The following is a 20,537-nucleotide window of genomic DNA, read 5'->3' on the forward strand; positions in this document are numbered from 1 at the left end:
TACTCATGGCCTTCGGCCTGCCGGCCGCATGTGGATCCGGGCCGCGTACTTGTCCGTCGCCGCCACCAGCGCCTCGGCCACTCCCGGCGACCGTGTGTCGTGCCCGACCTCGTCGACGACGATCAGCTCGCTGCCGGGCCAGGCGTGGTGCAGGCGCCAGACGGTGCCGAGGAGGTTGCCGAAGTCGAGGCTGCCCTGGACGAGGGTGCCGGGAATGTCCTTGAGCAGGGGCGCGTCCCGCAGGACCACGCCTTCGTCGTTGCCCTCGCCGAAGAAGCAGTCGTTGCCCCAGTAGTGCGTGACCGTCCGGGCGAAGCCCATGCGGAACTCCGGGTCCTCGAAACGCGGGACCGAGCGCGGCGGCGCGGGAATGATCGCCGTCTCCCAGTCGGTCCAGGCGCGCGCCGCCCGCTCCCTCACGGAGGGGTCGGGGGATTCGAGGAGGCGGTTGTACGCGGCGGCGAGATTGCCGTCCCGCTCGTCGGCGGGCAGTTCGGCCAGGAACCGCTCGAAGGCTTCCGGGAAGATCTTTCCCAGTCCCCTGGTCAGCAGCGCGTGCTCCGCGTCGGCGCCGGTGGCGACGAGGGTCAGGACCAGCTCGGACACCGCCGCCGGATGTGTCTGCGCGTACCGCAGCCCGAGCACCGAGCCCCACGACGCGCCCCACACCAGCCAGCGCTCGATCCGCAGATGAGCACGGAGCAGCTCCAGGTCGGCGATGAGATGAGCCGTCGTGTTGACCCTCATGTCGGTGTCGTACGCGCTCGCCCGCGGCGTCGAGCGTCCGCAGCCGCGCTGGTCCAGCTGCACGATCCGGTAGGCGGCGGGGTCGAAATGGCGCCGTGAGTAGGGGCTGCTGCCGGAGCCCGGGCCGCCGTGCAGCACGACCGCGGGCTTGCCGTGCGGGTTCCCGCTGGTCTCCCAGTACACGCGGTTGCCGTCGCCGACGTCGAGCATGCCGTGGTCGTAGGGCTCGATGTCCGGGTGGAGGGGCATCCGGGCACCGTAACCCTCCTACGGCCGGCCTCGCCCCTCATTTCACGGGCAGTCCCGCCGCCTCCCCCGCCCTGCGCAGCACGTCCCGCAGCATCTCGGGGGTCAGCTTGCCGGTGAAGGTGTTGCGCTGGCTGACGTGGAAGCAGCCGAAGAGGTCGAGGCCGTCGAGCGGCACGCGGGCGCCATGGGCGAAGACGGGCCGCGGCCGGGGCACCGTCCAGCCCGCCCCGGCGAACGCGGGCAGCGCGGCCTGCCAGCCGAAGGCGCCGAGCACGACGACCGCGCGCAGCGTCGGCCGCAGCAGCGTGAGCTCCTGGACCAGCCAGGGGCGGCAGGTGTCGCGCTCCCCGGGGGTGGGTTTGTTCTCGGGCGGGGCGCAGTGCACGGGCGCGGTGACGCGGACGCCGTGCAGCTCCAGGCCGTCGTCCGCGGCCACCGAGGTGGGCTGCGAGGCGAGGCCGACGTCGTACATCGCCCGGTACAGCACGTCCCCGGAGCGGTCGCCGGTGAACATACGGCCGGTGCGGTTGCCGCCGTGGGCGGCCGGCGCGAGGCCGATGACCAGGAGCGAGGCGTCGGCGGGACCGAAGCCGGGCACCGGGCGCGCCCAGTACGTCCAGTCCTGGAAGGCCGCGCGCTTCGTCCGCCCGACCTCCTCCCGCCACTCCACGAGCCGGGGACACGCGGAGCAGCCCGCGATACGGGTGTCGAGCTCGGCCAGGCTGTCCATGCCCCCACGGTATGACCACCGGATGGGCGGGCGCCGAGCGGCGGGTCCGCCGATCCCGGCCCATGCTGGAGTCATGGACGTGCAACCCCCTGTCGTCCCTCCTGTCGTCGTGCTTGCGCCGCAGACGGACGGCGGACGGCGCGTGACGATCCGCGGCAAGCGCGTCGGCACCGCCTACACCCTCTTCGACGTGCTGGACTTCCTGCACAGCGCGGGCCTGCCCGCCGACGAGGACCGGGCCGTCGACGACCCCGAGCTGATCGAATGGCGTGGCGGCGGACCGTACGTGTGGAACGGCACGACATAGCCACCGGCCGGCCCCAAGGGCCGGCCCCGCGCCATGAGCCGAACCTGGAGGTGGGCCATGAGCACCCTCGAAGAACACGTCGACGTCGGAGTTCCGATCGACCAGGCCTGGGACAGCCTCCACCGGGTGGAGAACTACTCACGCTTCGTGGAGGGAGTGCGCGACGCCCATGCCGAGCCGCAGGGACGGGCGCATCTGGACGTCGAGGCCGGCGGCCGGGGCCGGGAACTCGACGCCGAGGTCTCCGACCGCTACGGGGAACGCGTGATGGAGTGGCACACCATGGGCACCCCCGAGCTGACGGGCTCCTTCTCCCTGCAGCCGATCGACCGCAACCGCACCCGGGTCCAGGCACGCCTCGAGTACGACCCCGACGCGCTCAGGGCGGCCTTCGGCGGCCCGAGGGGATTCGCCCAGGCGAGCACGATCGAACGGATCGTCCGTACGGATCTCCAGCACTTCAAGAAGTACGTGGAACGCGGGCGGTGATCCGCGGCTGCCGCCGAGCACCGTTAAGGTCGGGAGCATGGCTTCCGAAGCTGACGAGGAGAAGGGCGGGCCGGACCCCGCCGAGCAGGCGACACCCGAGGCCGTCGATCCCAAGATCGCCGCCGCCATCGCCGCCGCGGAGGCCGCGGGCCCCGCGGACGGTGCGACCGTGCGGATCGACAGCTGGATCTGGGCCGTACGTCTGGCCAAGACCCGCTCGGTCGGCGCGGCCGCCTGCAAGGGCGGGCATGTGCAGGTGAACGGGGTGCGTGTGAAGCCCGCGCACACCGTGCGGATCGGCGACGAGGTGCGCGTCCGGCAGGAGGGCTGGGAGCGGATCGTCGTCGTCAAGCGACTGATCCGCAAGCGGGTGGGTGCCCCTGTGGCCGCCCAGTGCTACATCGACAACTCCCCGCCCCCGCCGCCCCGCCGGCCCTTCGCCGCCCCGGCCGGCATCCGCGACCGCGGCACGGGCCGCCCGACCAAGCGGGACCGCCGCGACATGGAACGCCTGCGAGGGCTCATGGAGGGCGGCAAACCGAGGCCGAGCGGACGCTGACACACGCGGGTGGCGCCCGGCTCGCGCCGGACGCCGCCCGCGTCTTCGCGTCTCACACCCGTCGTCGTACCAGCTTCAGCAGTTCCCCGGTGGAACCGCGCCGGGCCCAGGCGATGAGAGCCAGCGGCACGATCAGGATCAGCGGGGTCGCCGCGTTCTGGCCGTCGAACACGGTGGTCTGGACGACGAACGCACCCACCATGAGCCCGCTCAGCGCGATCGCCGCGACCGACTGCAGCACCGGGATCAACAGGGCCACCGCACCGGCCAGTTCGAGGGCGCCGATGGTGTACATGCCGGTGCTGCCCCAGCCGATCTTGTCGAAGGCGTCGACGGCGTAGTGGTTCCCGATCAGCTTGGGCAGGGCGCTCGCGATGCCGTAGAAGAGGGCGAGCAGCACCTGCAGGGTGCGCAGGGCGATCCGGGCGCGGCGGCCGCGGGCGGTCGCGGACTCGGCGACGACGGGGGCGGGAGCGACGCGGGCGGTGGTCTCGGACATGGGGTTCTCCTGTGATGAGCGGTTCGTCGTGCTGTCACAGGGGTAGACCGGCCGCCGCCCGGGAACTCATCGCCGCCGGGCGGACTTTCGTGCGCCGGCCTACAACGGGAACCAGCCGTGCCCGATGTACCAGTGGCGGCCCGCCCTCAGGTGGTCGCCGACCGCGCGCTCCACCGCCGTACGCCGCGGCAGGCTCTCGACGGGCAACTCCGGGTCGCCGAACACGAACTGGACGGGTTCCTTGTCGGCCGGCTCCCGGTCCTCGCGGGCGACCCGGAAGCGGTCCTGGAACCGCACGATGTTGGAGTCCGCCGGCAGATACTCCTTCAACTGCGCGTCCAGCAGCCAGGAGTGGCACAGCGCGGCCCGGTACTTCTCCTCGGGGTAGTGCAGCGCGAAGAACTCCGACGCCAGCGCGAGCGAGCGCTCGCAGGCCGCCGGTGACAGCGGGCCGAGGTAGTCCGGGATGTGGACGTTCAGACAGGGCGTGCCCGGCGCCACGTCCAGGCCGGCCGCCGCCAGCACCCGCGCGGTGCGCTGCCCGTGCCGCGCCCGCTCGAACTGCAGCCGGCCCAGCTGGTAGAGCTCGCCCCGGAAGTGGTGGGTGAGCCACCACGGCGCCTGCACACCCGCCCGGTGGTGCCGCCTGCGGTGCACGGCCATGTTCCGTCCGAGGTCGGCGAGGGTACGCCGGGAGACGTCGTCCGGGACACCCCGGGCACGGTGGTACGCACGCGTGTACGGCAGCGCGGCCACGAACACGTACACGGGGAAGCAGCGCTGCAGCGGCCCCGACGCCCAGTCCAGCTGGGGCAGGTCGACGGCGGTGCCGACCTCCCCCATCCCCCGGACGAGTTCCTCCACCGACGCCTCCAGGGCGCGCAGCAGCTCCGGGTCGTCCGTCACCCGTCGGCCCATCCGTACGAGCTGGTTGATGTCCTCGTGCGGTACGGCGAGGTCCAGCAGCACCTCGGCGAGCTCATCGGCATCCGGCAGCACGCGGTGACCCCCTAGTCCCGTTCCCCTTGGTGAACGTCCGTCCCGAAGAGTACGTTGCCAGCAGGAGTGAAGTGGTCCCGATGCGTACGGGCAGTGAGCCGACGACCGCGCGCAGTGCACTGCGGGCGCGCTTGTGGCTGAGTGTGTGGGGGCTGGTCTGGGCGGTCTTCGGCACGGCCGCGTTCGCCCTGGTGGGGCGCCCCGGGTGGGCCGCCGCGTGCGGTGTGCTGTGGCTGGTGGTCACCGTCGACATGACCGTCATCCTCAAACACATGCGCGAGGGCCCGCACTACCAGCCGGGCCGGGACATACCCCCGTACCGGCCGCCGGAGAACCGGTCCCGCTAGCGGATGCTCATGAGTCGAACCGTGCCGCCTTCAGGTACTCCGGGTTGGGGTCGAGGGCGGCCGCCAGCCGGAAATGGCGCTTGGCCTGCTCGGTCTCGCCGCGGCGCTCATAGGTCCGGGCGAGGGCGAAGTGCGCGAACGCGTTGTCCGGCTCGCGCTCCAGGACGATCGTGAACTCCAGCTCGGCGGGCCGCAGTTGCGCGGCGGCGAAGAAGGCACGCGCGCGCAGCAGCCGGGCCGCGGTGTTCTCCGGGTGGGCGGCGATGACGGAGTCGAGCAGCTTCACCGCGCCCCGCGGGTCCCGTGCGTTGAGCAGCTGCTCGGCGGCACGGAAGTCGATGACATGCGTCTCCGGAGTACGTCCGGTGGAACCGCTGGTCTCGGGCACGGCAGAGTCCTTCCCTCACTCGAAGGGTTCAACGCCCCTGTCCGGGGGCCCTATTCCTGGGGCGTTCGAGGCGCACGGGACGCCCCGGACGCGGCCTGCGCCCTGCGCACCAGGTCCGCCCAGACGTCCTTCACCCGGGCCTGCAGCTCTTCCAGCGGTACGTCGTTGTCGATCACGACGTCCGCGATCTCCCGGCGCTTGTCGCGGGGCGCCTGGGCGGCCATGCGCGCGCGTGCGTCCTCCTCGGTCATGCCGCGCAGCCGTACGAGCCGGTCGAGCTGGGTCTCGGGGCTCGCGTCGACGACGATCACGAGGTCGTACAGCGGGGCGAGGCCGTTCTCCGTGAGCAGCGGCACGTCGTGGACGACGACCGCGTCCGCGGCGGCCGCGGCCTCGAGTTCCCGGGAGCGCGCGCCCACCAGGGGATGCACGATCGAGTTCAGGACGGCCAGCTTCTCCGGGTCGGCGAAGACGATGGAGCCCAGCTTGGGCCGGTCGAGACTGCCGTCGGCGGCGAGCACCTCCTCGCCGAAGGCCTCCACGACCGCCGCCAGCCCGGGTGTCCCCGGCGCGACGACCTCGCGCGCGATCCGGTCGGCGTCGATCAGCACGGCACCGCACTCGACGAGCAGCCGCGACACCTCGCTCTTGCCGGCACCGATCCCGCCGGTCAGCCCCACTGTCAGCATGAGCGGCAGCTTAGGGCCTGCCACTGACAGCGGGACCACCGGAGGTCAGTTGTCGCCCTCTCGTTCCGCCAGGAAGCGTTCGAACTCGAGGCCGATCTCGTCCGCCGAGGGGATGTCGACGGGCTCGGCGAGCATGTTGCCCCGGCTCTCGGCGCCCGCGACCGCGTCGTACTGGTTCTCCAGGCCGGAGACGAGGGTGGTGAGTTCCTCGTCGCCCTCCTGGATCTGCCGGTCGATCTCGGTCTGGGTGCGGTGCGCGTCCGTGCGCAGCGAGTGCGCGATACCCGGGAGCACCAGGCCGGTGGCCGCGGTGATGGCCTCCAGGACGGTCAGGGCGGCGTCCGGGTACGGGGACCTGGCGATGTAGTGCGGGACGTGCGCGGCGACACCGAGGACGTCGAAGCCGGCCTCCATGAGGCGGTACTCGACCAGGGACTCGGCGCTGCCGGGGACCTGCGCCTCGTCGAAGGGGCTGCGGTGGCCCGGGACGAGGTCGGTGCGGTTGCCGTGCGGGGTCAGGCCCACGGGGCGGGTGTGCGGAACGCCCATCGGAATGCCGTGGAAGTTCACGGACAGGCGCACGCCCAGCCGCTCCACGATCTGCTGGACGGCCGCGGCGAAGCGCTCCCACTCCACGTCCGGCTCCGGGCCGGACAGCAGCAGGAAGGGCGCTCCGGTGGTGTCCTGGACGAGCCGCACGTCGATGGTGGGCTCCTCGTACTCGGTCCACCGGTCGCGCTTGAAGGTCAGCAGCGGACGGCGGGCACGGTAGTCCACGAGCCGGTCGTGGTCGAAGCGGGCGACGACCTGGTGGGGCTGCGAGTCGAGGATCCGGTCGACGATCTGGTCGCCGGTCTCGCCCGCGTCGATGTATCCGTCGAAGTGGTAGAGCATGACAAGACCGGCCGACTCCTGGGCAAGCGCCATGTCTACGACAGCCAGCCCCTTCGGCTCCCATGCGTACAAACCCTGCGGATCAAGCACAGTGACCGCTCCTCCTCGTGTTCGTACGTTCCAACGCCCCCTGGAGCAAGGGCATTCCCGCCGGTACCCCTGATCAGCCATCTCTTACGGCGTTTTCATGGCAAGGGATGGGCAACGGCCATGGCAGGGGGGAGGGCAGCGGCTTTTTCAGGGGCGCGGGGCTGTATCGATTTGCGGCTCCGCCGCGTGGGCGCGGGAAACCCCCACCGGCCGGCAGCCGAACAACAAGCCCTGGGGGCAGCACTGAGGGGCCGCACCTCGAAAGGTACGGCCCCTCAGTCAGGAGCTACTGCTCAGAGAGCGTTCAGCTCTGGCCACCCGCGAGCTTCTCGCGAAGCGCGGCCAGCGCCTCGTCCGAGGCCAGCGCACCGGAGGTGTCCGCACCCTCGGAGGAGTACGAGCCACCGCCCGCGGCCGGAGCCGCACCCGCAGCCTCGCCGCCCTCGGCGGCAGCGGCGGCGTCGGCCTCGCGGCTCTTGATGACCTGCTGCTGGTGCTGCTCGAAGCGGGTCTGCGCCTCGGCGTACTGGCGCTCCCACTCCTCGCGCTGCTTCTCGTAGCCCTCGAGCCAGTCGTTGGTCTCGGGGTCGAAGCCCTCGGGGTAGATGTAGTTGCCCTGGTCGTCGTAGGACGCGGCCATGCCGTACAGGGTCGGGTCGAACTCGACCGAGGCCGGGTCGGCACCGAAGGACTCGTTGGCCTGCTTCAGCGAGAGGCTGATGCGACGACGCTCGAGGTCGATGTCGATGACCTTGACGAAGATCTCGTCGTTGACCTGGACGACCTGCTCCGGGATCTCCACGTGGCGCTCGGCCAGCTCGGAGATGTGGACCAGACCCTCGATGCCCTCGTCCACGCGGACGAACGCACCGAACGGAACCAGCTTCGTGACCTTGCCGGGCACGACCTGACCGATCTGGTGCGTGCGGGCGAACTGCTGCCACGGGTCTTCCTGGGTCGCCTTCAGCGACAGGGAGACACGCTCGCGGTCCATGTCGACGTCGAGGACCTCGACCGTGACCTCCTGGCCGACCTCGACAACCTCGGAGGGGTGGTCGATGTGCTTCCAGGACAGCTCGGAGACGTGGACCAGACCGTCGACGCCACCCAGGTCCACGAAGGCACCGAAGTTGACGATCGAGGAGACCACACCGGAGCGGACCTGACCCTTCTGGAGGGTCGTGAGGAACGTCTGGCGGACCTCGGACTGGGTCTGCTCCAGCCAGGCACGGCGGGACAGGACCACGTTGTTGCGGTTCTTGTCCAGCTCGATGATCTTCGCCTCGAGCTCCTTGCCCACGTAGGGCTGGAGGTCGCGGACACGGCGCATCTCGACGAGAGAAGCCGGCAGGAAGCCACGGAGGCCGATGTCGAGGATGAGACCACCCTTGACGACCTCGATGACGGTACCGGTGACGATGCCGTCCTCTTCCTTGATCTTCTCGATGGTGCCCCAGGCACGCTCGTACTGGGCGCGCTTCTTCGAGAGGATCAGGCGGCCTTCCTTGTCCTCCTTCTGGAGAACGAGGGCCTCGATCTCGTCACCGACGGCGACGACCTCGTTCGGGTCGACGTCGTGCTTGATCGAGAGCTCGCGGCTCGGGATGACACCTTCGGTCTTGTAACCGATGTCGAGCAGGACCTCGTCCCGGTCGACCTTCACGATGACGCCGTCGACGATGTCGCCGTCGTTGAAGTACTTGATCGTCTCGTCGATCGCGGCGAGGAAAGCTTCCTCGTTACCGATGTCGTTGACCGCAACCTGCGGGGTGGTGGCGGTGGTCTCGGTGCTGCTCGTCATGTGGGAAAGGGCTCCGGTACGGACATTGAAGTCGTAGGTACTGCTACGCCGGGAGCCCGTATCGCTCTGAAGAAGCCGGACAGCCAAGGAAGCGCCCCAACAGTCAACTGGAAACCCAGATACTGGTGATGGCGCCTCGACAACCGAGGGGACATACAACAGATGCGAGCGCAGCCTGCTACGTCTGAGGTGCGCAGGCCCGCAGCGCAACTTGTAGCATACGGGGGCAGCCGGACAGGGTCAATGCGCGAACGCGCACACCCGGGGCGGATCGCCGCATACCCGGCACAAGAACTGTCTCCGGAGGCCACGCAGGCCTGAGAGACCTCTTCCGTGACACCGTCGGCAGGCCGACTGCGCCATCTGGGTGACGGAAGAGTACGACGAGGGAGCCGATCATCCAAGAGCCCGTATCTTCCGATTCCGCGTTCGAGCCGGAGGCCACCCGCCGCGCGTCCGACGTCACGGAGAGCGCCCGCGCCAACAGGGGCTGGTGGGACCGGAACGCGGACGAGTACCAGGTCGAGCACGGCACGTTCCTCGGCGACGACCGTTTCGTCTGGGGTCCCGAGGGCCTCGACGAGGTGGAGGCGGAGCTGCTCGGCCCGCCGGAGGACCTCAAGGGCAGGGACGTCCTGGAGATCGGCGCCGGTGCCGCCCAGTGCGCGCGCTGGCTGGCCGCCCAGGGCGCCCGCCCGGTCGCCCTGGACATCTCCCACCGCCAGCTGCAGCACGCGCTGCGCATCGGTGGAACGTTCCCTCTGGTGTGCGCCGACGCGGGTGCGCTGCCGTTCGCGGACGGCTCCTTCGACCTGGCGTGCTCGGCGTACGGTGCGCTGCCGTTCGTCGCCGACCCGGTGCGGGTCCTCACGGAGGTGCGGCGGGTGCTGCGCCCGGGAGGGCGTTTCGTCTTCTCGGTGACCCACCCGATCCGCTGGGCGTTCCCGGACGAGCCGGGCCCCGAGGGGCTGTCGGTCTCCGCCTCCTACTTCGACCGCACGCCCTACGTCGAGCAGGACGAGGAGGGCCGCGCGGTCTACGTCGAGCACCACAGGACGCTCGGCGACCGCGTCCGGGACGTCGTCGCGTCGGGTTTCCGGCTGGTGGACCTGGTCGAGCCGGAGTGGCCTGCCTGGAACACCTCCGAGTGGGGCGGCTGGTCGCCGCTCCGCGGGAACCTGATCCCGGGGACCGCGATCTTCGTGTGCGTACGAGACTGAGTGCGTGATCCGTTACGACGCCCTGGACGCACTGCCGGTACGTGGTGCGCTGCCCGCCCTGAGCGATGCGCTGGAGGGGCACGGCACCGCCGTTCTGGTGGCGCCGCCCGGTACCGGCAAGACGACGCTGGTGCCGTTGGCGCTGGCGGGGCTGCTCGGGGACGGGCCCGCGCGGCGCGTGGTCGTGGCCGAGCCGCGCCGTATCGCGGCTCGTGCCGCTGCCCGGCGCATGGCGTGGCTGCTGGGCGAGAAGGCCGGCGGGAGCGTCGGGTACACCGTGAGGGGCGAGCGGGTAGTCGGGCCACGCGCGCGCGTGGAGGTCGTGACGACCGGGGTGCTGCTGCAGCGGCTGCAGCGCGACCAGGAGCTGGCCGGCGTGGACGTGGTGGTGCTCGACGAGTGCCACGAGCGGCATCTGGACGCGGACACCGCGGCGGCCTTCCTGTGGGACGTACGGGAGACGCTGCGGCCGGAGCTTCGGCTGGTGGCCGCGTCGGCGACGACCGACGCACAGGGGTGGGCGCGACTGCTGGGCGACGCGCCGGTGGTCGAGGCGGAGGGCGTCTCCCACCCCGTGGAGGTGATCTGGTCCCCGCCGGCCCGTCCCGTACGGCCACCGCACGGCATGCGCGTCGACCCGGCGCTGCTCGCGCACGTGGCGTCGACGGTCCGGCGGGCGCTGGCCGAGCGGTACGGGGACGTGCTGTGCTTCCTGCCGGGCGTGGGCGAGATCGCGCGCGTGGCGGGGCAGTTGGGGGACCTGGGCGGCGTCGAGGTGGTGCAGGTGCACGGTCGGGCGCCCGCCGCCGTGCAGGACGCGGTGCTGGCGCCGGGCGAACGGCGCCGGGTCGTGCTCGCCACCTCGGTGGCCGAGTCGTCGCTGACGGTGCCGGGGGTGCGGGTGGTCGTCGACTCGGGGCTGGCGCGCGAGCCGCGGGTCGACCATGCGCGCGGGCTGAGCGCGCTGACGACCGTGCGGGCCTCGCAGGCGGCCGGGCGGCAGCGGGCGGGGCGGGCCGGGCGTGAGGCCCCGGGGGTGGTGTACCGGTGCTGGACGGAGGCCGAGGACGCCCGCCTGCCGCGTTTCCCGGCGCCGGAGATCAAGCTGGCCGACCTGACGGCGTTCGCCCTGCAGACGGCGTGCTGGGGCGATCCGGAGGCGTCCGGGCTGGCGCTGCTGGACCCGCCGCCGGGCGGGGCGATGGCGGCGGCGCGGGCCGTGCTGACGGCGATCGGCGCGGTGGACGCCGCCGGGCGCGCCACGGAGCGGGGCGCCGCGCTGGCCCGGCTCGGGGTGCATCCGCGGCTGGGGCGTGCCTTGCTGGACACGGCCGGCGAGGGCGCCGAAGCAGTGGCCCTGCTCTCGGAGGAGCCGCCACGCGAGTACGGCGACGACCTGACCACCGCTCTGCGCACCGCCCGCCGCGGCGGCGACACCTACGCAACGCGCTGGCGCACGGAAGTACAGCGCCTGCGGGCGGTCGGAAAGGACTTCACACGACCGCCGACCGGAGACCCCGTTCCCCCAACAGACACCGACGCCTCACCCGGAACGACCGGAAGCGGCGCGGTCGGCGTGCCTGCTCGGCCCGGTCAGGCCGGTGCCGTCGGTGCTTCGTTCGTGCTCGGCCCGTCGAGGGCGGGGGGTGGCGATGACCGTCTCGTCGGCGTCGTGGCGGCCCTCGCCTTTCCCGAGCGGGTCGCCAAGGCCGACGGTGGATCGTTTCTCATGGCCTCCGGGACACGCGCCGAACTCCGTGACGGCAGTCCTCTGCGCGGCGCTCCCTGGATCGCGGTGGCCGTCGCGGACCGTCCCGTGGGCAAGGGGCACGCGCGCGTGCAGCTCGCCGCCGAGGTGGACGAGGACATGGCCCGGTCGGCGGCGGCCTCTCTGTACTCCGAGGGCCAGGAGGTCCACTGGGCCGACGGGGACGTCGTGGCGCGGCGGGTGGAGCGGCTGGGGGCGATCGAGCTGGCGGTGCGGCCCCTGGCGGACGCCGACCCCGTACTCGTACGCGAGGCGCTCCTCGAAGGGCTGCGGCAGGAAGGGTTCGGGCCGCTCAGGTGGTCGCCCGACGCGCTCGTGCTGCGGCAGCGGCTGGCATTTCTGCGTCTGCACCTCGGGGAGCCGTGGCCCGACGTGTCCGATGATGCGCTGCACGCGCGCGTGGACGAGTGGCTGGAGCCCGAGCTGGGCCGGGCCCGGCGGCGGGCCGACCTCGCGCGGATCGACGCGGGCCAGGCGCTCACCCGGCTGCTGCCGTGGGCCTCGGGGGAGGCGGGGCGGCTCGACGAGCTCGCCCCGGAGCGGATCACCGTCCCCAGTGGGTCCAGGATCCGGATCGACTACGGCGATCCCGAACAGCCGGTGCTCGCGGTGAAGTTGCAGGAGATGTTCGGGCTGCACGAGTCGCCCGCCGTCGCGGGGGTGCCGCTGCTGGTGCATCTGCTCTCCCCCGCCGGCCGCCCGGCCGCCGTCACGGCCGACCTCGCCTCTTTCTGGAGGGACGGCTACAAGGGGGTACGGGCGGAGCTGCGCGGCCGGTATCCGAAGCATCCGTGGCCCGAGGACCCCGCCGGCGCGGAACCGACCCGGCACACCAACGCGCGGCTCAGGCGGTGACCGGTTCCGCCGTGGCGGGTTCGGCAGGTTCCGGTTCGCCGGGGCGGCGGCTGCGGGCCTCAAGCCACAGCGACAGGGCGAGCAGCAGGACGCCGAGGGTGAGGAAGCCCCAGGGCAGGTAGGACGTCATCAGCAGGACCAGGGTGCGGTTGGACTTGACCAGGGCGACGGTGTGTTTGATGTAGTCCTCGCGCATCTTGACGTGGCCCGCGAAGGCCGTGACCTTCTCCCGGCCCCCCAGGAGCGTGCCGCCGCGGAGTTCCTCCTTGTGGATCTCCTCGCCGTACACGGGGGCGCCGGTGACGGGCTCGACCCAGAACTTGCGGACCGTCGTGTACCAGCGGGTGGTGCCGGTCTTGGCGACCGACTCGGGGGTGATGCCCTGGACGGGCATGGTCCTGGGGAACTTGACCTTGGTCCAGGGGATGGTCTGCTCGAAGTAGTAGACCTCCAGACCGCGGAAGTCCTGGGTGCCCTTGTAGTGGATGGGGTTGGTGGTGCGGGTCTGGGCGTCGAAGTACTCGTAGTCCCGTTTCTGGGTCAGGAACGGCCACTTGAACTCGATGCCCATCCGCTTCACCGGGTCGCCGTCGACCATCTCGCCGGTGGCGTGGACCGGCGCCTGGCTGTGGGCGTCGAAGATGTAGCGCTCGGGGATCCGGGAGACCATCTTGCCGTCGGGGCCCTGGACGTAGGAGAGGCCGTCCCAGACCACGACGTCCCGGCCGGCCGTCTTCTCGATCTTCTTGGCGGCCTCCACATTGCCCTTGAGGGTCTGCACGATGGTGACCTCGGGAACCGTGCGGGCCTTCATCGTGCCGTAGTCGAGGAGGGTCGCGTTCTTCGCCTCCAGGACCATGTCCTGGTACTGATTGGCCGGGATCTTGGCCAGGCGCGGGAAGGCGTACCAGCGCAGCAGCGGGGACAGCGCCGCGAAGAACACGGCGAAGGCGAGCAGGACCAGACTGGCCTTGCGGCGCATCTCGGCCTCCCTCCCGGGCGGTTACGGGTGTGCGGGCACCGTCGTCAGCAGCGGTTTCGGGGACGTCTTACCCGTGGGACTGCCCATGGCCGTGATGGTGAGGACCAGCGCGAGGGCAAGGGCGAGACCGGTCGCGGCGGCGATCAGGGCGCGCATGCCTGCCTCCCCGGGGACGGGAACACGGACGAGAACTGATACATCGTCAGGTCCGGCACCGTAGCAACGGGCGGACGAGATGAGAACACGTTGCACACACAACGACGGCGGCGGCGCCCTCTGGTCGAGGAGCGCCGCCGCCGTCGCAGGGACGATACGGAGGATTACGCGGAGGGGCTGGGTGACGGGCTGGGGCTCGCCGAGGAGCCGGCCGCCGCGACCGTCAGCTGGATGTTGAGGGTCGCACCGCCCGCGGTCGTGATGCGCAGGACGAAGTCGCCGGTGTTGTCGTCGGCGTACAGCTTCGGCAGCGTCAGAAGGCCCTTGGCGTCCGTCGTGAGGCCCGTCAGGGTGCGCACGGTCTTGCCGTCGGCGTCCTTGAAGTAGGGGCCCTTGTCGTTCTCGGTCGGGTCGAGCACCGACTTGATCAGCGTCGCGGTGACCGCGACCTTGTCGGCGGCGGCGCCCTTGTAGGTGGCCTTCACCTCGGCCTGGTCGGCGAACTCGCCGCCCGGGGTGCAGGTCAGCGCGGTGTCACTGGTGCGTACGACGCTGTCGGCGACGCGCTCGGTGACGGTGGCGGTGTAGTCGAGTCCGGTGACCGCCCGGCCCACGACGGTGGCGCGGACGGTGAAGTCGCCGGTCTTCTCACCCGCCTGAAGGGCGGGGGCGACGGCCACGCCGGAGCTGTTGGTGACGGCCGTGGCGACGGTTTCACCACCGGTGAAGGTGGCGTCGGTGTCGCCGACGACGGTGAAGCGGACCCTGACCTTGCCGACCGCCTTGCCGGTCTTGGTCACCGCCTTGGTGCTGATCTTCTTGGTGAACGCGTCACCGGCCATCGCGGTGAGCTTCGCGGTGCCCGCGTCCGCCAGGCGGTCCACGGTGTCGGTGGGGGTGGGCGACGGGCTGCTCGGCGTGCTCGGAGTGCCGGGCGTGTTCGACGGCGGTGCACTGGGGCTCGGCGAGCCGCTGCTCGGCGGCGTCGGCTTCGCGGGCGGCGTGGGCGACGGCTTGGGGTTGGCCTTCTGGCCGTCGTCGCTGCGGCCCGAGGGGACGCTGCCGCTGCCGTCCGGGATCTCGTGGGTGCCCTTGCGGTAGTACTCCAGCCACGACAGCACGGTGTGCAGGTAGTCCTGCGAGTTGTTGTAGCTGAGGATCGCCTGGTTGAGGTTGGCCGGGACGGACAGGTCCCAGCCGTTGCGGCACAGGTAGTGGCCGGCGGCCAGGGCGGCGTCGTAGACGTTGTTGGGGTCCTTGACCCCGTCGCCGTTGCCGTCGCGGCCCGCCCACGCCCAGGTCGACGGGATGAACTGCATGGGGCCGACGGCCTGGTCGTAGGAGCTGTTGCCGTCGTACTTGCCGCCGTCGGTGTCCTTGATCAGCGCGAAGCCGTTGCCGTCGAGCTGCGGGCCGAGGATCGGGGTGATGGTGGTGCCGTCCGCGTTGACCCGGCCGCCGCGGGCCTGGCCCGACTCCACCTTGCCGATCGCGGCGAGCAGTTGCCAGGGCAGGTTACAGCCGGGCTTGGACTCGCGCAGCTCGGCCTCGGCCTTCTTGTAGGCGTCGAGGACGGTGGCGGGGATACCCGCCTCGGCCGCGCCCTGCGCCACGGGGGTGCCGGTGGCACCCGGGGTCGGCGAGGGGTTCGGGCTGTTGAGCGGCGGAAGATCGGTGTAGTACGGCGAGTTGCCGGTCGCGGCGCCGTCGCCTGCGGTCGCATCGGGTGAGGGCTGGGCCTTGGAGGCGGTCTGTCTGCCGTGGTCGTCGACCGTGACCCCCGGAGCCTGGGACGCGGACAGGGCAGCGACCGCGGCCGCTGCCACGGCTGTGGTTGCCGCTCCTTTGCGCAGCCTCATGCCGAATTGCGCCGCCATAGAGTGAACCCCTCCCGTGGACGCGTCAGCGTCCGTCTTCGTCTGCCCGGCGCACAGTGCGCCCGCCCTGTTGTGACGATCGACCCGGCGTGCGGGTTGCCCTCGTATCGCTCTCTTGTTTTCTGTCGAGTTCCTGTCGACTTGCCGTGTTCACGTGTTCGACCGTGCCGCCCGGCACGGTGACCCAGGCGACCCTACGACAACTTCCTTTCCATGGGGACCCGTTCGTGCCCGATATTCACCAGTTGGTCATGTGCGAACGGCGCGGAATCGCGGCACGCATACTGGACCGGAGCGATCACCCGGGCCGTCCGCTCGGGCAATGTCCGGCCCGAGGAGCCCAGTTGCCGTTCACCCTGAGCCATGCGGCCGCCGTCCTGCCCGCCGTGCGCGGCGACGGATCGGGCCAAGGACGGCTGATTCCGGCCGCCCTCGTGGCCGGTTCCTTCGCGCCCGACATGACCTATTACGCGGCAAGCGCGGTGCCCGGTGCGATGGAGTTCGGCACGGTCACGCATTCCTTCCCAGGCGTCTTCACGGTCGACGTGGTGGTGGCCTGGGCGCTGGTCGGGCTGTGGCTGCTGGTCCGGGAGCCGCTGGTGGCGCTGCTGCCGGGGACCTGGCAGCCGCGGCCGGCCGCCCTGCTGCGCTGCGGGGCGCCACGCGCGCGCTTACGGCCGCCCCTGGCCGCGTGGTGGTATGCGTCCGCGGCGCTCGGCGCGCTGACCCATGTGGTGTGGGACGCCTTCACGCATCACGACCGGTGGGGAGTGCGGCTGTTTCCCGTGCTGGGCCGGGGGCTGTGGGGTTCTCCTCTGTACTGGTACCTGCAGTACGGGAGTTCGCTGGTGGCCGCGGTGGTGATCGCGCTGTGGGTGACGCGGGCGCTGCGGAGGGCGCCGGCGCACCCGGTTTCGCGCGCGGTCCCCGTGTTGTCACTGCGGGACCGGTGGTGGGCCTGTGCGGTGATCTGCGGGTGTGCGGGGATCTGGGCCGTGGAGCGGGCAGCCCGGTGGTGGGCGTACTGGGGGGCGGTGGCCAAGCCCTGGGAGCTGATTCCGGCCGTGTGCTTCGGCGCGGGCGCGGGGCTGCTGCTCGGGCTGCTGCTGTACGTGGTGGGGGTGCGGGTGTGGCGGCCGGTGCCGTCTGCCGGGGAGCCGGAGCGGGTCAGCGTGGAGCAGGGCCGTCCGGCCGGTCGGTGAGGGTGCCCGCGGTCACGATGAACACCCTGACGGTGCGGGCGTGGCGGCTGCGGCGGACGCGGACGAGCAGTCCGGTGACGTAACTGCGGCCCAGTCCCGCCCACAGCCGCCAGACCGGCGGCTCCGCGGGTCCCCTCCCGGGCCGGGGCAGCCGGCGCCGGAGGTCCGCCGCCGTGCGGCGCAGCACGACGACGAGGTCGGTGGGGATGCGGGCGGTGCTCGCACGAGCGGCGAAGGCCGGCACCGGTGCGGATGGCACGGCGGACGCCGCCTCGGCACTCGCCTGCGCTCTCGCCGGCCGGCGGTTGAGCATGCGTATACCCATGCCCGCATCCTTACGGTGCGAGGGCGGTGGGGGCCTTTCCGCGGGGGCCACCTGAGTGACGGTTCCCTGCGGGGCTTGACGGGTTGGGGAGCCGCGCACGCCGGGTTCGGCCGCGCCCCAAAGGGACGCGGGGCTGTGCCCATATGCGGCTCCGCCCCGCGGGCGCGACCAGCCACGACGCGCCCGTGGACGCCCGACGGCCCACCGCGCGGAGGTCCACCGCGCCCCAAAGGGGCGCGGGGAACTGCGCGACCAGCCACGACGCGCCCGCAGACACTCGATAACCCCTGCGCGAAGAACTCACCCCTGGCCGGAGGGCCGACGTGCCGCCCGGCAAGGCAGCACCGAACCCCCGCCCACCGCCGGAGGCTAGTGCGCAGCCGACTCCCAGTCGGGCCCCACCCCCACCGAGACGCCGAGCGGCACCCTCAGATGAACGGCGTCAGCCATCTCGCGGCGGACGATCTCCTCCGCGGCGGCGCGCTCGCCGGGAGCGATCTCCAGGACGACTTCGTCGTGGACCTGAAGGAGCATGCGGGACGTGAGGCCCGCCGCCCGCAGCGCGTCATCCACCTTCAGCATGGCGATCTTGACGATGTCCGCGGCGGTGCCCTGGATCGGCGCGTTCAGAGCCATCCGCTCGGCCGCCTCGCGGCGCTGGCGGTTGTCGCTGTTGAGGTCGGGCAGATAGCGGCGGCGGCCGAAGAGGGTCGCGGTGTAGCCCGTGGCCCGCGCCTCGTCGACGGCCCGGCGCAGATAGTCCCGGACGCCGCCGAACCGCTCGAAGTACGTGTCCATCAGGACCCGGGCCTCGCCCGCGTCGATGTTCAGCTGCTGGGACAGGCCGAAGGCCGACAGCCCGTACGCCAGGCCGTACGACATGGCCTTGATCTTGCGGCGCATCTCCGCGTCGACGTGCTCCCGGTCGACCGAGAAGACCTGCGCGGCGACCGTGTTGTGCAGGTCCTCGCCGGAGGTGAACGCCTCGATCAGGCCTTCGTCCTCGGAGAGGTGGGCCATCACGCGCAGTTCGATCTGGCTGTAGTCCGCCGTCATCAGGGACTCGAAGCCCTCGCCGACGACGAAGCCGCGGCGGATGGCGCGGCCCTCGTCGGTGCGGACGGGGATGTTCTGCAGGTTGGGGTCCGTGGACGACAGGCGGCCGGTCGCGGCGACCGTCTGGTTGAAGGTGGTGTGGATGCGGCCGTCGGTGGCGATCGTCTTGATCAGGCCCTCGACGGTGACGCGCAGCTTGGCCTGCTCGCGGTGGCGGAGCATGACCACCGGCAGTTCGTTGTCCGTCTGAGTGGCGAGCCAGGCCAGGGCGTCGGCGTCCGTGGTGTAGCCGGTCTTGGTCTTCTTCGTCTTGGGCAGGCCCAGCTCGCCGAAGAGGACCTCCTGGAGCTGCTTGGGCGAGCCCAGGTTGAACTCGTGGCCCGCTGCCGCGTGCGCCTCCTTCACCGCCTGCTGGACGGCGCCCGCGAACATCTGCTCCATGGCCTCCAGGTGGGCCCGGTCGGCGGCGATGCCGTGCCGCTCCATGCGGGCGAGCAGGATCGAGGTGGGCAGTTCCATGTCGCGCAGCAGGTCCGAGGCGCCGACCTCCTCCAGGCGGCCCCGGAAGGCCTCGCCGAGGTCGAGGATCGCGCGGGCCTGCACCATGAGCGCCTCGGCCTCCGCGCCGTCGTCGGCGCCGAAGGCGAGCTGCCCGTCGGCCGCGGCGGCGGGGGCCAGCTCACGGCCCAGGTACTCCAGGGACAGCGCGTCCAGGTCGAAGGAGCGGCGGCCCGGCTTGACCAGGTAGGCGGCAAGCGCGGTGTCCATCGAGACGCCGGCGACGGACCAGCCGTGCTCGGCGAGGACCCGCATGGCGCCCTTGGCGTTGTGCAGGACCTTGGGGCGGTCCTCGGCGGCCAGCCAGGTCGCCCACGCGTTCTCGTCGGCCTCGTCCAGCTGGGAGGGGTCGAACCAGGCGGCCGGCCCCTCGGCGGTGGCGAGCGCGACCTCGGCGACCGAGCCGGAGCCCAGCGCCCAGGTGTCGAGCGTGGCGATGCCGAGCGTCTCGCTGCCGTGCTCGGTGAGCCAGCCGGCCAGCTCGCCCGTGCCCAGCACCGTCCCGTCCAGCTCCACCCCGGGCGCCACCGGAGTCGCCTCGGCCTGCTCGCCGCCCGGGTCCACGGCGAGCAGCCGCTCGCGCAGCGAGGGGTTCCTGATCTCCAGGGTGTCCAGGACCATCGCGACGGCCGTGCGGTCGTAGGGAGCGCGCTCCAGGTCGGCGACCCGCTTGGGCAGCTCGACGGTGCGCACCATCTCGGTCAGGCGGCGGTTGAGCTTGACCGCCTCCAGGTGCTCGCGCAGGTTCTGCCCGGCCTTGCCCTTGACCTCCTCGACCCGCTCGACGAGTTCCGCGAACGAACCGAACTGGTTGATCCACTTCGCGGCCGTCTTCTCACCCACGCCGGGGATGCCCGGCAGGTTGTCGGACGGGTCGCCGCGCAGGGCCGCGAAGTCGGGGTACTGCGCGGGCGTCAGCCCGTACTTCTCGAAGACCTTCTCCGGGGTGAACCGGGTCAGCTCGGAGACGCCCTTCGTCGGGTACAGCACCGTCGTGTGCTCGCTGACCAGCTGGAAGGAGTCACGGTCGCCGGTGACGATCAGCACCTCGAAGCCCTCGGCCTCCGCCTGGGTGGCGAGGGTGGCGATGACGTCGTCCGCCTCGAAGCCGTCGACCGCGAACCGCGAGGCGTTCATCGCGTCCAGGAGCTCGCCGATCAGCTCGACCTGGCCCTTGAACTCGTCCGGGGTCTTGGAGCGGTTGGCCTTGTACTCCGTGAACTCCTCGGAGCGCCAGGTCTTGCGGGAGACGTCGAAGGCCACCGCGAAGTGCGTGGGCTCCTCGTCACGCAGGGTGTTGGCCAGCATCGACGCGAAGCCGTAGATCGCGTTCGTCGGCTGGCCCGTCGCGGTCGTGAAGTTCTCCGCGGGCAGCGCGAAGAACGCACGGTAGGCCAGCGAGTGCCCGTCCATGAGCATGAGGCGGGGCCGCGTGTTGCCGCCGGCGGTCTTGTCGGTCGTCTTCGATGCTGTTTCTGCCACGCCCCGATCCTGCCACGTGCCACTGACAGTCGTGGCTCCCCGCCGGATCGGCACCTCCCCCACCGCTTCGAGCGCCGGGGAGCCCCCGCCTTTGCCGCCGAAGCCGATCGCCGGCCCGGCGCAAAGAAAGGCGACGGGCGCCAACGCAACGCCACGGCGGGGAACAGCAGCGGCCGGCGCCGGCCCCACCGGAGATCACGCTCCCCGCGCAGAACCGGCTGTCCCCGCTGTCAGTCGCGCGTGCGAGGATCGAAGTGGTAGCTCGCAG

General features: G+C 71.6%; 20 protein-coding genes. 7 read left to right on the forward strand and 13 right to left on the reverse strand.

The features are described from left to right. Nucleotides 1–3: 3 nt before the first annotated feature. Nucleotides 4–996: a prolyl aminopeptidase gene (gene pip / locus ABT254_RS16090; protein ID WP_351469491.1), complete on the reverse strand. Its 993-nt coding sequence runs from the start codon at nucleotides 994–996 to the stop codon at nucleotides 4–6. Nucleotides 997–1,033: 37 nt separating this feature from the next. After that, nucleotides 1,034–1,726: a uracil-DNA glycosylase gene (locus ABT254_RS16095; RefSeq protein ID WP_351469494.1), complete on the reverse strand. Its 693-nt coding sequence runs from the start codon at nucleotides 1,724–1,726 to the stop codon at nucleotides 1,034–1,036. Between the two features lie 73 nt (nucleotides 1,727–1,799). On the opposite strand from ABT254_RS16095, the gene ABT254_RS16100 reads away from it, so the two are divergent. From ABT254_RS16100 to ABT254_RS16110, 3 genes are read left to right on the forward strand one after another with little or no spacing between them, the layout of a single operon-like run. Then, on the forward strand, nucleotides 1,800–2,033 hold the full coding sequence (locus ABT254_RS16100; protein WP_351469497.1) for a hypothetical protein: 234 nt from the start codon (nucleotides 1,800–1,802) through the stop codon (nucleotides 2,031–2,033). Nucleotides 2,034–2,090: 57 nt separating this feature from the next. Continuing rightward, on the forward strand, nucleotides 2,091–2,522 hold the full coding sequence (locus tag ABT254_RS16105) for an SRPBCC family protein (RefSeq protein ID WP_351469500.1): 432 nt from the start codon (nucleotides 2,091–2,093) through the stop codon (nucleotides 2,520–2,522). 37 nt (nucleotides 2,523–2,559) lie between these two features. Then, nucleotides 2,560–3,081 carry an RNA-binding S4 domain-containing protein gene (locus ABT254_RS16110; RefSeq protein ID WP_351469503.1) on the forward strand — a complete coding sequence of 174 codons (522 nt, stop codon included), beginning with the start codon at nucleotides 2,560–2,562 and terminating at the stop codon, nucleotides 3,079–3,081. A gap of 52 nt (nucleotides 3,082–3,133) precedes the next feature. Here ABT254_RS16110 and ABT254_RS16115 read toward each other — a convergent pair whose 3' ends face one another. Together ABT254_RS16115 and ABT254_RS16120 are read right to left on the reverse strand one after the other, a co-directional pair. Beyond that, complete coding sequence (locus ABT254_RS16115; protein ID WP_351469506.1) at nucleotides 3,134–3,580, reverse strand: DoxX family protein; 447 nt, start codon at nucleotides 3,578–3,580, stop codon at nucleotides 3,134–3,136. A gap of 99 nt (nucleotides 3,581–3,679) precedes the next feature. After that, nucleotides 3,680–4,579, reverse strand: a complete 900-nt coding sequence (locus ABT254_RS16120) for an acyltransferase domain-containing protein (RefSeq protein WP_351469509.1) — start codon at nucleotides 4,577–4,579, stop codon at nucleotides 3,680–3,682. A gap of 80 nt (nucleotides 4,580–4,659) precedes the next feature. Between ABT254_RS16120 and ABT254_RS16125 the strand changes: the two genes are divergently transcribed. Continuing rightward, nucleotides 4,660–4,926: a DUF6343 family protein gene (locus ABT254_RS16125; RefSeq protein ID WP_351469512.1), complete on the forward strand. Its 267-nt coding sequence runs from the start codon at nucleotides 4,660–4,662 to the stop codon at nucleotides 4,924–4,926. 7 nt (nucleotides 4,927–4,933) lie between these two features. Here ABT254_RS16125 and ABT254_RS16130 read toward each other — a convergent pair whose 3' ends face one another. From ABT254_RS16130 to rpsA, 4 genes are all read right to left on the reverse strand, one after another. Continuing rightward, nucleotides 4,934–5,314 carry a tetratricopeptide repeat protein gene (locus tag ABT254_RS16130; protein ID WP_351469515.1) on the reverse strand — a complete coding sequence of 127 codons (381 nt, stop codon included), beginning with the start codon at nucleotides 5,312–5,314 and terminating at the stop codon, nucleotides 4,934–4,936. A 50-nt stretch (nucleotides 5,315–5,364) separates the two neighbouring features. Then, the gene (coaE, locus tag ABT254_RS16135; protein WP_351469518.1) at nucleotides 5,365–6,003 is read right to left on the reverse strand and encodes a dephospho-CoA kinase; all 639 of its coding nucleotides are present in this window, start codon (nucleotides 6,001–6,003) and stop codon (nucleotides 5,365–5,367) included. Between the two features lie 45 nt (nucleotides 6,004–6,048). Further along, a complete protein-coding gene (locus tag ABT254_RS16140) occupies nucleotides 6,049–6,987 on the reverse strand; it encodes a PAC2 family protein (RefSeq protein ID WP_099928070.1) in 939 nt (312 codons plus the stop codon). 304 nt (nucleotides 6,988–7,291) lie between these two features. Further along, the gene (gene rpsA / locus ABT254_RS16145) at nucleotides 7,292–8,788 is read right to left on the reverse strand and encodes a 30S ribosomal protein S1 (protein ID WP_099928071.1); all 1,497 of its coding nucleotides are present in this window, start codon (nucleotides 8,786–8,788) and stop codon (nucleotides 7,292–7,294) included. 398 nt (nucleotides 8,789–9,186) lie between these two features. On the opposite strand from rpsA, the gene ABT254_RS16150 reads away from it, so the two are divergent. Beyond that, nucleotides 9,187–10,008: a class I SAM-dependent methyltransferase gene (locus ABT254_RS16150; RefSeq protein ID WP_450750583.1), complete on the forward strand. Its 822-nt coding sequence runs from the start codon at nucleotides 9,187–9,189 to the stop codon at nucleotides 10,006–10,008. A gap of 4 nt (nucleotides 10,009–10,012) precedes the next feature. Further along, a complete protein-coding gene (locus ABT254_RS16155) occupies nucleotides 10,013–12,631 on the forward strand; it encodes an ATP-dependent RNA helicase (protein WP_351469524.1) in 2,619 nt (872 codons plus the stop codon). Here ABT254_RS16155 and pgfA read toward each other — a convergent pair. The 3 genes from pgfA to ABT254_RS16170 form a co-directional block, all read right to left on the reverse strand. Beyond that, nucleotides 12,621–13,613: a cell envelope lipid trafficking protein PgfA gene (gene pgfA, locus ABT254_RS16160; RefSeq protein ID WP_351469527.1), complete on the reverse strand. Its 993-nt coding sequence runs from the start codon at nucleotides 13,611–13,613 to the stop codon at nucleotides 12,621–12,623. The genes ABT254_RS16155 and pgfA overlap by 11 nt on opposite strands. Before the next feature lie 21 nt (nucleotides 13,614–13,634). After that, nucleotides 13,635–13,769 carry an SPW_0924 family protein gene (locus ABT254_RS16165; RefSeq protein WP_123964474.1) on the reverse strand — a complete coding sequence of 45 codons (135 nt, stop codon included), beginning with the start codon at nucleotides 13,767–13,769 and terminating at the stop codon, nucleotides 13,635–13,637. A 164-nt stretch (nucleotides 13,770–13,933) separates the two neighbouring features. Continuing rightward, nucleotides 13,934–15,646 carry a lytic transglycosylase domain-containing protein gene (locus ABT254_RS16170; protein ID WP_351469531.1) on the reverse strand — a complete coding sequence of 571 codons (1,713 nt, stop codon included), beginning with the start codon at nucleotides 15,644–15,646 and terminating at the stop codon, nucleotides 13,934–13,936. A gap of 344 nt (nucleotides 15,647–15,990) precedes the next feature. Here ABT254_RS16170 and ABT254_RS16175 point away from each other — a divergent pair, with 344 nt between their 5' ends. Continuing rightward, on the forward strand, nucleotides 15,991–16,848 hold the full coding sequence (locus tag ABT254_RS16175) for a DUF4184 family protein (RefSeq protein WP_351469534.1): 858 nt from the start codon (nucleotides 15,991–15,993) through the stop codon (nucleotides 16,846–16,848). Here ABT254_RS16175 and ABT254_RS16180 read toward each other — a convergent pair. Both ABT254_RS16180 and polA read right to left on the reverse strand, forming a co-directional pair. Next, a complete protein-coding gene (locus ABT254_RS16180) occupies nucleotides 16,814–17,173 on the reverse strand; it encodes a hypothetical protein (RefSeq protein WP_351469537.1) in 360 nt (119 codons plus the stop codon). The genes ABT254_RS16175 and ABT254_RS16180 overlap by 35 nt on opposite strands. 369 nt (nucleotides 17,174–17,542) lie before the next feature. Further along, entirely contained in the window at nucleotides 17,543–20,269 is a 2,727-nt protein-coding gene (gene polA / locus ABT254_RS16185; protein WP_351469540.1) for a DNA polymerase I, read from the reverse strand. Between the last annotated feature and the right edge of the window lie 268 nt (nucleotides 20,270–20,537).

Source organism: Streptomyces sp. NPDC001137 (genome assembly GCF_040298885.1).
Classification (GTDB): Bacteria; Actinomycetota; Actinomycetes; order Streptomycetales; family Streptomycetaceae; genus Streptomyces.

Bases quoted from the DNA above. Each gene is read 5' to 3' on its own strand.
- pip (WP_351469491.1), bottom strand. From the start codon at position 996: ATGCCCCTCCACCCGGACATCGAGCCCTACGACCACGGCATGCTCGAC.
- ABT254_RS16095 (WP_351469494.1), bottom strand. From the start codon at position 1,726: ATGGACAGCCTGGCCGAGCTCGACACCCGTATCGCGGGCTGCTCCGCG.
- ABT254_RS16100 (WP_351469497.1), top strand. From the start codon at position 1,800: ATGGACGTGCAACCCCCTGTCGTCCCTCCTGTCGTCGTGCTTGCGCCG.
- ABT254_RS16105 (WP_351469500.1), top strand. From the start codon at position 2,091: ATGAGCACCCTCGAAGAACACGTCGACGTCGGAGTTCCGATCGACCAG.
- ABT254_RS16110 (WP_351469503.1), top strand. From the start codon at position 2,560: ATGGCTTCCGAAGCTGACGAGGAGAAGGGCGGGCCGGACCCCGCCGAG.
- ABT254_RS16115 (WP_351469506.1), bottom strand. From the start codon at position 3,580: ATGTCCGAGACCACCGCCCGCGTCGCTCCCGCCCCCGTCGTCGCCGAG.
- ABT254_RS16125 (WP_351469512.1), top strand. From the start codon at position 4,660: ATGCGTACGGGCAGTGAGCCGACGACCGCGCGCAGTGCACTGCGGGCG.
- coaE (WP_351469518.1), bottom strand. From the start codon at position 6,003: ATGCTGACAGTGGGGCTGACCGGCGGGATCGGTGCCGGCAAGAGCGAG.
- rpsA (WP_099928071.1), bottom strand. From the start codon at position 8,788: ATGACGAGCAGCACCGAGACCACCGCCACCACCCCGCAGGTTGCGGTC.
- pgfA (WP_351469527.1), bottom strand. From the start codon at position 13,613: ATGCGCCGCAAGGCCAGTCTGGTCCTGCTCGCCTTCGCCGTGTTCTTC.
- ABT254_RS16165 (WP_123964474.1), bottom strand. From the start codon at position 13,769: ATGCGCGCCCTGATCGCCGCCGCGACCGGTCTCGCCCTTGCCCTCGCG.
- ABT254_RS16170 (WP_351469531.1), bottom strand. From the start codon at position 15,646: ATGGCGGCGCAATTCGGCATGAGGCTGCGCAAAGGAGCGGCAACCACA.
- ABT254_RS16180 (WP_351469537.1), bottom strand. From the start codon at position 17,173: ATGGGTATACGCATGCTCAACCGCCGGCCGGCGAGAGCGCAGGCGAGT.